Source organism: Thalassovita taeanensis, from assembly GCF_900110775.1.
GTDB classification, from domain to species: domain Bacteria; phylum Pseudomonadota; class Alphaproteobacteria; order Rhodobacterales; family Rhodobacteraceae; genus Litorimicrobium; species Litorimicrobium taeanense.
This window is the reverse complement of the sequence record NZ_FOEP01000003.1, coordinates 403,381-413,472: the sequence shown is the minus strand read 5'-3', so window position 1 is coordinate 413,472 and position 10,092 is coordinate 403,381. Positions and strand designations below refer to the sequence as shown.

Sequence of the window (10,092 nt, the reverse complement as noted above, 5' to 3'; positions counted from 1 at the left end):
CCTCTTCGAACCCGAAGGTTTGATTACTTCAGAATTTTCGACACGACGCCGGCGCCGACGGTACGGCCGCCTTCGCGGATGGCGAAGCGCAGGCCGTCTTCCATGGCGATCGGCGCGATCAGTTCAACCGTGAACTTCAGGTTGTCACCGGGCATCACCATCTCGGTGCCCTCGGGCAGCGTAACGGTGCCGGTCACGTCCGTCGTACGGAAGTAGAACTGCGGGCGATAGTTGGCGAAGAACGGCGTGTGACGGCCACCCTCTTCCTTGGTCAGGATATACGCCTCGGCCTCGAACTGGGTGTGCGGGTTAACCGACTTCGGCTTACACAGCACCTGACCACGCTCAACGCCTTCGCGGTCGATGCCGCGCAGCAGGACGCCAACGTTGTCACCAGCTTCACCACGATCCAGCAGTTTGCGGAACATTTCCACACCGGTACAGGTGGTGGTTTTGGTGTCGCGGATGCCGACGATCTCGATGCTGTCGCCAACGTTGATCACGCCACGCTCAACACGACCGGTTACAACCGTACCACGACCCGAGATCGAGAAAACGTCTTCGATCGGCATCAGGAACGGCTGATCCACGGCACGCGCCGGGGTCGGGATGTATTCGTCAACAGCGGCCATCAGCTTCTTGATCGACTCTTCGCCGATTTCCGGATCACGGCCTTCCAGCGCGGCCAGAGCCGAGCCGGGAATGATCGGAATATCGTCGCCCGGGTAATCGTACGAGGACAGCAGTTCGCGGATTTCCATTTCCACGAGCTCCAGCAGCTCTTCGTCGTCAACCTGGTCAACCTTGTTCATGTAGACGACCATGTAGGGGATACCCACCTGGCGACCCAGCAGGATGTGCTCGCGCGTCTGCGGCATCGGGCCGTCAGCAGCGTTCACAACCAGAATCGCGCCGTCCATCTGCGCCGCACCGGTGATCATGTTCTTCACATAGTCAGCGTGGCCGGGGCAATCGACGTGCGCATAGTGACGTGCTTCGGTCTCATACTCGACGTGCGCCGTCGAGATCGTGATCCCGCGGGCTTTCTCTTCCGGCGCGCCATCAATCTGGTCGTAGGCCTTGAAGTCACCAAAGTACTTGGTGATCGCTGCGGTCAGCGTCGTCTTGCCGTGGTCAACGTGGCCAATCGTGCCAATGTTAACGTGCGGCTTATTACGCTCAAACTTTTCCTTTGCCATGATGGCCTCCTATTGTCTGTCAGGCCGATCGCACAGGCGCTGCGCGATCGGCAATTTCGATTAGGCGAATTTCGCCTGAATTTCGTCCGAGATGTTCTGCGGGACCGGATCGTAGTGGTCGAACTGCATCGAGAACTGTGCGCGGCCCGAAGACATGGAACGCAGAGTGTTGATGTAGCCAAACATGTTCGCCAGAGGCACCATGGATGCGATTGCAACAGCGTTACCGCGTGCATCCTGACCAGTCACCTGACCACGACGCGACGTCAGGTCGCCGATGATACCGCCGGTATACTCTTCCGGGGTCACAACCTCGACCTTCATGATCGGCTCCAGCAGCTTGGCGCCGGCCTTTCTCATGCCGTCACGCATTGCTGCACGGGCGGCGATTTCGAAGGCGAGAACCGACGAGTCGACGTCATGGTAGGCACCATCGATCAGCACCACTTTGAAGTCGATCACCGGGAAGCCAGCCAGCGGGCCAGAGTCCATCACCGACTTGATGCCTTTTTCGACACCGGGGATGTATTCCTTGGGAACCGAACCACCAACGATCTTGGATTCGAAGGAGTAACCTTCGCCCGCCTCGGTGGGGATAATCACCAGCTTGATCCGTGCAAACTGACCCGACCCACCCGACTGTTTCTTGTGGGTGTAGTCGATCTCGGCTTCGCGCGAGATGGTTTCGCGATAAGCCACCTGCGGTGCACCGATGTTCGCCTCGACTTTGAATTCGCGCTTCATGCGGTCAACAAGGATATCGAGGTGAAGTTCGCCCATGCCCTTCATGATGGTCTGACCCGATTCGAGATCGGTTTCGACCCGGAAGGAGGGATCTTCTGCGGCCAGACGCGCCAGAGCAACGCCCATCTTTTCCTGGTCACCTTTGGTTTTCGGCTCAATCGCGATCTCGATCACTGGATCGGGGAAGGTCATGGTTTCCAAGACGACCGGATCTTTGGGATCACAGAGCGTGTCACCGGTGGTGGTGTCTTTCAGGCCCGCCAGTGCGATGATGTCGCCTGCGAAGGCCTCATCGATCTCTTCGCGGTTGTTCGAGTGCATCATCATCATACGACCGACGCGCTCTTTTTTGCCTTTGGTCGCATTCAACAGCGTGTCGCCCTTTTTCAGGACGCCCGAGTAGATGCGGGTAAAGGTCAGCGTGCCAACGAAGGGGTCGTTCATGATTTTGAACGCGAGGCCCGAGAACGCCATGTCGTCGTCTGCACGACGCGGGATGTTCCGAACTTCTTCTTCGTCACCGGGTTTGAAGCCCATGTAATCGACAACGTCCATCGGGCTGGGCAGATAGTCGATCACGGCGTTCAGCAGCGGCTGTACACCTTTGTTCTTGAAGGCAGAGCCACACAGAACCGGAATGAACTTGATCGCCAGCGTCCCCTTACGGATCAGCCTGCGCAGCGTCGCGACGTCGGGCTCGGTGCCTTCCATCAGGTAGGCTTCCATCACGTCGTCGTCCATTTCGACGGCGGTCTCGATCAGCTTGCCACGCCATTCGTTTGCAAGCTCTTGCAGTTCGGGACGGATGTCACGCCTTTCCCAGGACGCGCCCAGATCTTCGCCAGCCCAGACCCACTCCTGCATGGTGACCAGATCGACCATACCTTCCAGTTCGGTCTCGGCGCCGATCGGAATCTGGATCGGTGCCGGAATCGCGCCGGTGCGGTCTTGAATCATGTGCACGCAGTTGAAAAAGTCTGCGCCGATCTTGTCCATCTTGTTGACGAACACGATCCGCGGAACCTTGTAGCGGTCAGCCTGACGCCACACGGTTTCGGTCTGGGGCTCAACACCCGCGTTGGCGTCCAGAACGGCAACGGCACCGTCGAGAACTGCCAGCGAACGCTCGACTTCAATCGTGAAGTCAACGTGGCCGGGGGTGTCGATGATGTTCATCCGGTGCTTTTCAGTATCCGGAGTCGCGCCATCTTCGGTGCGCTCCCAGAACGTGGTGGTCGCAGCCGACGTGATCGTGATCCCGCGTTCCTGCTCCTGCTCCATCCAGTCCATCGTTGCGGCGCCATCATGCACCTCGCCGATGTTGTGGGATTTGCCGGTGTAATACAGGATCCGCTCGGAGCAGGTGGTTTTACCTGCGTCGATGTGGGCCATGATGCCGAAGTTACGATAGCGGGACAGAGGATAGTCGCGTGCCATGGGGTCAGAACCTTTTCAGGATTACCAGCGGTAATGGCTGAACGCTTTGTTAGCGTCTGCCATTTTGTGGGTGTCTTCGCGTTTCTTCACGGCCGAGCCACGGCTGTTGACCGCATCAAGCAGTTCACCTGCCAGGCGCTCTTCCATCGTGTTCTCGTTGCGCGAACGCGATGCGTTGATCAGCCAGCGGATTGCCAGAGCTTCACGACGCTCGGGGCGCACTTCGACCGGGACCTGATAGGTGGCACCACCAACACGACGCGAGCGAACCTCGACCGACGGCTTGATGTTTTCGAGTGCTTCGTGGAACACTTCGATGGGTGCGCGTTTGATCTTGGCTTCAACGCGATCCATCGCGTTGTAGACGATCTTTTCCGCGACCGACTTTTTACCGTCGATCATCAGGTTATTCATGAACTTCGTCAGAACCCGATCACCAAATTTGGCGTCGGGCAGAACTTCGCGTTTTTCAGCGGCGTGACGGCGGGACATCTGTTAATCCTCTTACTTCGGACGCTTGGCGCCGTATTTCGAACGACGCTGCTTACGGTTTTTAACACCCTGGGTATCCAGAACACCGCGAACGATGTGATAACGGACACCCGGAAGGTCTTTGATACGACCGCCACGGATCAGAACCACAGAGTGTTCCTGAAGGTTGTGGCTTTCACCGGGAATATAGCTGATCACCTCGAAACCATTGGTCAGACGCACTTTGGCGACCTTCCGCATAGCCGAGTTGGGCTTTTTCGGTGTCGTCGTATAGACGCGGGTGCATACGCCGCGCTTCTGCGGGCACGACTCGAGGTGCGTGGACTTCGAGCGTTTTATTTTTGGCTGGCGCGGTTTGCGGATCAGCTGCTGGATCGTTGGCATTGGGTCTCTTTCCCCGTCTATCAACACATGTGTCTGCACGCCGAGACGTGCGGTTTCTCATTTCCTGGCCCTTCACGCGTCCGTAAAGCGCCAAATCGTACCCGAGGATACGACGCAAAAAACCGCTGCGTCCCCTTGTTCGCGGGAACGACGCGGTGGGTTTCCAGAGGATCGGGCGGTTAACCGGATCTTGACCACTCAGTTCTGGTATCGGCGCATGGGGCGACCCCCAAGCCGGGATGTTGGGCGTATAGGGGGAGTCGCAAGCCTTGTCAACACAAGCCGACCGGTTTGACCTAGGCCCGGCCGAGCGCCCGGTCCCAGGCCGAGATCAACCCGTCGAGAGGGATGGCAAAGCGGTCGAGCAAAGTCGCGGAGAGCTGATCGGGATCGAACGCGATCACGTCGGAACTGTGCGGCGAGATCGAAACACTGCTGTCGTTTTCGCCATGCGCCCCGCGCAAGTACATCGGCGCGCAAAGCCTCGTAGCTGTCGGCATCTTTCTGGAACGCACCGGGGGGCGGAGGGATAGGACCAGCGGCACAGCCCGAGAACTTGTGCTTCTATGGTCATGCCGTCCGTTTCTTTTCTCGTGCGCGCGCGCGGGCAAGCTGACCCTCTCTGTAGAGCATGAAAATCCCGCTACTGACAACAATGGCCGCGCCGATCAGGGTCAGGGGGCGTGGCCATTCGCCAAAGACGAACCAGCCCAGCACCAAGGCCCAGATCAGCCCGGTATATCTGAAGGGGGCCACGAATGAGATCTCGCCGACGCGCATGACCAGCACCGAAAACATATAGCCGCAGATCACCATGGCCGAGGCGCCCAGTGTCAGCAGGGCCGCGCGGGTATCCAGCGCCACCCACTCGGTACCGATGCTGCCAACACTGAAGAAGGCCGTCACGGCCAGCGCGGTCGAGAATGTCACCAACATCGACGGAACCGCCGCCGAAAGCCGCCGGGTGACCAGATCGCGCAGCGTGACAAAGGCAACCGCGATCAACGCATAGAGCGAATAGATCGAGAACCCCTCGGCCCCTGGTCGGACGATCAGCATCACCCCGACCAGCCCCACCAGAATCGCCGTGATCCGGCGCCAGCCCAGCGGCTCTGAAAACAGAAGTGCGGCCGCCAGCGTCACGATCAACGGCAGGGATTGCAGAATCGCGGTGACGTTGGCGATGGGCATGTTGAACAGCGCCGTCAGAAAGAAATAGGCGGCGCCGATTTCGGCCAGCATCCGCAGGGCGATCAGCACGGCATCGCCGCGCCGGACACGCCAATGCAGCGCCCCCATACGCCACGCCAGCGCACCAGTGAAGAGCGTGGTCACCACCCCGCGCAGCACCAGCAACTGAAACAGTGGCACCTCGCCAGCGAGCGCTTTCATCAGCGTATCGTTCAGGGTGAAGGCGGCCATGCTGGCCATCATCAGCAGCGCGCCGCGGGTATTGTCAGACATCATTGGGGAACCGCCTCGTTGGATCGGCGCGACGTTACCGTCGCAGGGCGCGACCGCAAGGTAAATCTGAACGCAAAAGGCCCCCGCCAGAAGCGGGGGCCTTTGCAATATCAATACGTTGATCGAATATTAGTCGTCGCGGCTTTCCGGGGTCTGGACGAAGTTGTCAAAGACGTCACCGCCAACAACATCGTCCACCGGTGCTGCCAGAGCGGCTGCGGCCTCGGCCTCTTCACGGCGGGCTTCGATCACGACATTGTCGCGACCCTGCGCGATGTTGCGAACGCGCTGGGTTGCCCCACCGGTGCCAGCCGGGATCAAACGACCCACGATGACGTTTTCCTTCAGGCCGACCAGCTTATCGCGCTTGCCCTGAACCGAAGCTTCGGTCAGCACGCGGGTGGTTTCCTGGAAGGACGCCGCCGAGATGAACGATCGCGTTTGCAGCGATGCCTTGGTGATACCCAGCAAGATCGGCTGGCCCGTTGCGACACGATCACCACGCGCGAGCGCCTTCTCGTTGGCTTCGTCAAACTCGGCCTTGTCGACGGTTTCACCCTTCAGCAGAACGGTTTCGCCACTGTCCTGGATCTCCCACTTCTGCAGCATCTGGCGAACGATCACCTCGATGTGCTTGTCGTTGATCTTAACACCCTGAAGGCGATAAACGTCCTGCACCTCGTCGATCATGTAGTCGGCCAGAGCCTCGACACCCATAATGGCAAGGATGTCGTGCGGCGCCGGGTTGCCGTCCATGATGTAATCACCCTTCTGGACAAAATCACCTTCCTGAACCGGAATGTGCTTGCCTTTGGGCACCATGTATTCGACGGGATCACGGCCTTCTTCCGCGGGCTCGATCGTGATGCGCCGCTTGTTCTTGTAGTCGCGGCCAAAGCGCACGTAACCATCGATTTCGGCGATGATCGCGTGGTCTTTAGGACGACGTGCTTCGAACAGTTCGGCCACACGCGGCAGACCACCGGTGATGTCCTTGGTTTTGGCGCCTTCACGCGGGATACGCGCGACAACGTCACCGGCTTTGATCTCTTGGCCTTCTTCGACCGAGAGGATCGCATCCACCGACATCGGATAAGTCACGGGATTGCCGCTATCGGTGCGGACCGGCTCGCCATCGGCATCGACCAGAATGATCTCGGGCTTCAGCTCGTTGCCTTTGGGGGCCGCGCGCCAGTCCATCACGATCTTCTGGGTCATGCCGGTCGCATCATCGGTGTCTTCGCGCAGGGCGATACCGTTGACAAGATCGACATATTTAACGGTACCGGCCTTTTCGGCGATGATCGGCAGGGTATAGGGATCCCACTCGAACAGCTTGTCGCCACGCGCCACGGCCTGACCTTCGCTGACGAACATTTTGGTACCGTAGCCAAGCTTGTGGCTGGCACGCTCCTCGCCGTTCTCATCCTTGATGATCAGTTTCATATTCCGACCCATGACCATCGTTTCACCCACTGCGTTTTCCAGCGTGGTGGTGTTTTCGAAGGAAATGATGCCGGCGTGGCTGGCTTCGAGGAAGGACTGCTGACCACCCTGCGCAACGCCGCCGATGTGGAAGGTCCGCATCGTCAGCTGTGTGCCAGGTTCACCGATCGACTGAGCGGCGATGATGCCGACAGCTTCGCCAGTGTTCACCATGGTGCCACGTGCAAGGTCCCGACCATAGCAGGCCGCGCAGACGCCGTCATCAGCTTCACAGGTCAGCGGCGAGCGGATGCGAGCGCTTTGCAGGCCCGATTCCTCGACCGCGTCGGCCATGCGTTCGTCGATCAGCGTGCCCTTGGCGATGATCACCTCGTCGGTGCCAGGCTTAAGCAGATCCTCAGCCGCGACACGGCCCAGAATACGCTCGCCCAGCGAGGATACGACCTCGCCGTCGTTCACGGCATTTTCGGCCGTGATCGCGTTTTCAGTGCCGCAATCGCGCGACCGCACGATGCAATCCTGCGCCACGTCAACCAGTCGACGGGTCAAATAACCCGAGTTCGCTGTCTTCAACGCGGTGTCCGACAGACCCTTACGGGCGCCGTGTGTCGAGTTGAAGTATTCAAGAACGGTCAGACCTTCCTTGAAGTTCGAGATGATCGGCGTTTCGATGATGTCGCCGTTCGGCTTGGCCATCAGGCCGCGCATCCCGCCCAACTGTTTCATCTGGGTAACCGAGCCACGCGCACCGGAGTGAGCCATCATGTAAACCGAGTTCGGTTCCATTTCCGAGCCATCCACATCGCGCTTGTTGGCGGAGATGTTGGACATCATCGCCTCGGTGACCTTGTCGTTACACTTCGACCAAGCATCGACGACTTTGTTGTACTTTTCGCCCTGAGTGATCAGGCCGTCCATATACTGCTGTTCAAAGTCTTTCACCTGATCGCGAGTTTCGTCGACGATCGGCCATTTGGTATCGGGCACGACCATGTCGTCCTTGCCGAAGGAAATACCGGCCTTGAACGCTTCGCGGAAACCCATGGTCATGATCTGGTCACAGAAGATCACGGATTCCTTTTGACCGCAGTAGCGGTAGACGGTGTCAATGATCTGCTGCACTTCTTTCTTCCGCAGCAGGCGGTTGACCAGCTCGAAGGGGGCCTTGGCGTTCTGCGGCAGCAGCGCGCCCAGACGGATCCGGCCCGGCGTGGTTTCGAACCGCTTGGCGATTTCGTTGCCTTCATCGTCGATCTGCGGAACCCGCGCGGTGATCTTGGCGTGCAGGTGCACGGCACCGCTGTCCAGCGCGTGCTGAACTTCCTCGATCGAGGAGAAGGCCATGCCTTCGCCCTTCATGCCTTCGCGCTCGATGGTCGTATAGTAGAGACCAAGGATCATATCCTGCGACGGAACGATGATCGGCGCGCCGTTGGCAGGCGACAGAACGTTGTTGGTCGACATCATCAGAACGCGCGCTTCCAACTGCGCCTCAAGGCTCAGCGGGACGTGAACGGCCATCTGGTCACCGTCGAAGTCGGCGTTGAAGGCCGAGCAGACCAGCGGGTGCAGCTGAATAGCCTTACCTTCGATCAGGATCGGTTCGAACGCCTGAATGCCCAGACGGTGCAGTGTCGGCGCCCGGTTCAGCATAACGGGGTGTTCGCGGATCACCTCATCCAGAATGTCCCATACCTCGGGGCGTTCCTTTTCGACCAGCTTCTTGGCCTGCTTCACAGTGCTGGACAGGCCTTTCGCCTCGAGCCGCGAGTAGATGAACGGCTTGAACAGCTCCAACGCCATCTTCTTGGGCAGGCCGCACTGGTGCAGCTTCAGCTCGGGGCCGGTCACGATGACCGAACGACCGGAGAAGTCGACGCGCTTGCCCAAAAGGTTCTGACGGAAGCGACCTTGCTTACCCTTCAGCATGTCGGACAGCGATTTCAGCGGGCGCTTGTTGGCGCCGGTGATCACGCGGCCACGACGGCCGTTGTCGAACAGAGCGTCGACAGATTCCTGCAGCATCCGCTTTTCGTTACGCACGATGATGTCGGGCGCACGCAGTTCGATCAGGCGCTTCAGACGGTTGTTCCGGTTGATCACACGACGGTAAAGGTCGTTGAGGTCGGAGGTCGCGAAACGACCACCGTCCAGCGGCACCAGCGGGCGCAGCTCTGGCGGAATCACGGGAATCACGGTCAGGACCATCCACTCGGGGCGGTTGCCCGACTCGAGGAAGGATTCGACCACTTTCAGACGCTTGATGATCTTCTTCGGCTTCAGCTCGCCTGTTGCCTCTTTCAGATCGGCGCGCAGCGTTTCGGCTTCCTGCTCCAGATCGATCGCGGCCAGCATCTCGCGGATCGCTTCAGCGCCGATGTTGGCGGTGAAGGCATCCATGCCGTAGTGGTCCTGCGCGTCCATGAACTCTTCTTCCGTCAGCATCTGACCATAGGTCAGATCGGTCAGGCCGGGTTCAATGACGACGTAGTTTTCGAAATACAGCACGCGTTCCAGATCGCGCAGTGTCATATCCAGCATCAGGCCGATCCGCGACGGAAGCGACTTGAGGAACCAGATATGCGCGACCGGGCTGGCCAGCTCAATGTGGCCCATACGCTCGCGGCGGACTTTTTGCAGCGTGACTTCGACGCCGCATTTTTCGCAGACAACGCCGCGATATTTCATCCGCTTGTATTTGCCGCAAAGGCATTCGTAATCCTTGATCGGGCCAAAGATACGCGCGCAGAACAGGCCGTCACGCTCGGGCTTGAACGTACGGTAGTTGATGGTTTCGGGCTTCTTGATCTCGCCGTACGACCACGAGAGGATCCGTTCGGGAGAGGCCAGCGAGACCTTGATTTCGTCGAAGGTCTTAACCGGGGCAACCGGGTTGAACGGGTTGTTTGTCAGTTCCTGGTTCATT

General features: G+C 59.1%; 7 protein-coding genes. All 7 read right to left on the bottom strand.

Annotation, left to right across the window (positions count from 1 at the left end; all coding sequences use genetic code 11):
• Window positions 1-23: 23 nt before the first annotated feature.
• The gene (gene tuf / locus BSF79_RS06725; RefSeq protein ID WP_090269075.1) at window positions 24-1,199 is read right to left on the bottom strand and encodes an elongation factor Tu; all 1,176 of its coding nucleotides are present in this window, start codon (window positions 1,197-1,199) and stop codon (window positions 24-26) included.
• Between the two features lie 60 nt (window positions 1,200-1,259).
• On the bottom strand, window positions 1,260-3,380 hold the full coding sequence (gene fusA / locus BSF79_RS06720) for an elongation factor G (RefSeq protein ID WP_090269074.1): 2,121 nt from the start codon (window positions 3,378-3,380) through the stop codon (window positions 1,260-1,262).
• A 21-nt stretch (window positions 3,381-3,401) separates the two neighbouring features.
• Window positions 3,402-3,872 (bottom strand): 30S ribosomal protein S7, encoded by a 471-nt coding sequence (rpsG, locus tag BSF79_RS06715; RefSeq protein ID WP_090269073.1) that lies wholly within the window; start codon window positions 3,870-3,872, stop codon window positions 3,402-3,404.
• Window positions 3,873-3,884: 12 nt separating this feature from the next.
• Window positions 3,885-4,256 (bottom strand): 30S ribosomal protein S12, encoded by a 372-nt coding sequence (gene rpsL, locus BSF79_RS06710; protein WP_090269072.1) that lies wholly within the window; start codon window positions 4,254-4,256, stop codon window positions 3,885-3,887.
• A gap of 296 nt (window positions 4,257-4,552) precedes the next feature.
• Window positions 4,553-4,756 carry a hypothetical protein gene (locus tag BSF79_RS19440; protein ID WP_139246392.1) on the bottom strand — a complete coding sequence of 68 codons (204 nt, stop codon included), beginning with the start codon at window positions 4,754-4,756 and terminating at the stop codon, window positions 4,553-4,555.
• Between the two features lie 70 nt (window positions 4,757-4,826).
• The gene (locus tag BSF79_RS06705; protein WP_090269114.1) at window positions 4,827-5,720 is read right to left on the bottom strand and encodes a DMT family transporter; all 894 of its coding nucleotides are present in this window, start codon (window positions 5,718-5,720) and stop codon (window positions 4,827-4,829) included.
• Window positions 5,721-5,849: 129 nt separating this feature from the next.
• Window positions 5,850-10,091: a DNA-directed RNA polymerase subunit beta' gene (rpoC, locus tag BSF79_RS06700; RefSeq protein WP_090269071.1), complete on the bottom strand. Its 4,242-nt coding sequence runs from the start codon at window positions 10,089-10,091 to the stop codon at window positions 5,850-5,852.
• Window position 10,092: the final 1 nt, after the last annotated feature.

Excerpts from the sequence above, each read along its gene's own strand:
- rpsL (WP_090269072.1), bottom strand. The coding sequence starts at position 4,256 with ATGCCAACGATCCAGCAGCTGATCCGCAAACCGCGCCAGCCAAAAATA.
- BSF79_RS19440 (WP_139246392.1), bottom strand. The coding sequence starts at position 4,756 with ATGCCGACAGCTACGAGGCTTTGCGCGCCGATGTACTTGCGCGGGGCG.
- tuf (WP_090269075.1), bottom strand. The coding sequence starts at position 1,199 with ATGGCAAAGGAAAAGTTTGAGCGTAATAAGCCGCACGTTAACATTGGC.
- fusA (WP_090269074.1), bottom strand. The coding sequence starts at position 3,380 with ATGGCACGCGACTATCCTCTGTCCCGCTATCGTAACTTCGGCATCATG.
- rpsG (WP_090269073.1), bottom strand. The coding sequence starts at position 3,872 with ATGTCCCGCCGTCACGCCGCTGAAAAACGCGAAGTTCTGCCCGACGCC.
- BSF79_RS06705 (WP_090269114.1), bottom strand. The coding sequence starts at position 5,720 with ATGTCTGACAATACCCGCGGCGCGCTGCTGATGATGGCCAGCATGGCC.
- rpoC (WP_090269071.1), bottom strand. The coding sequence starts at position 10,091 with ATGAACCAGGAACTGACAAACAACCCGTTCAACCCGGTTGCCCCGGTT.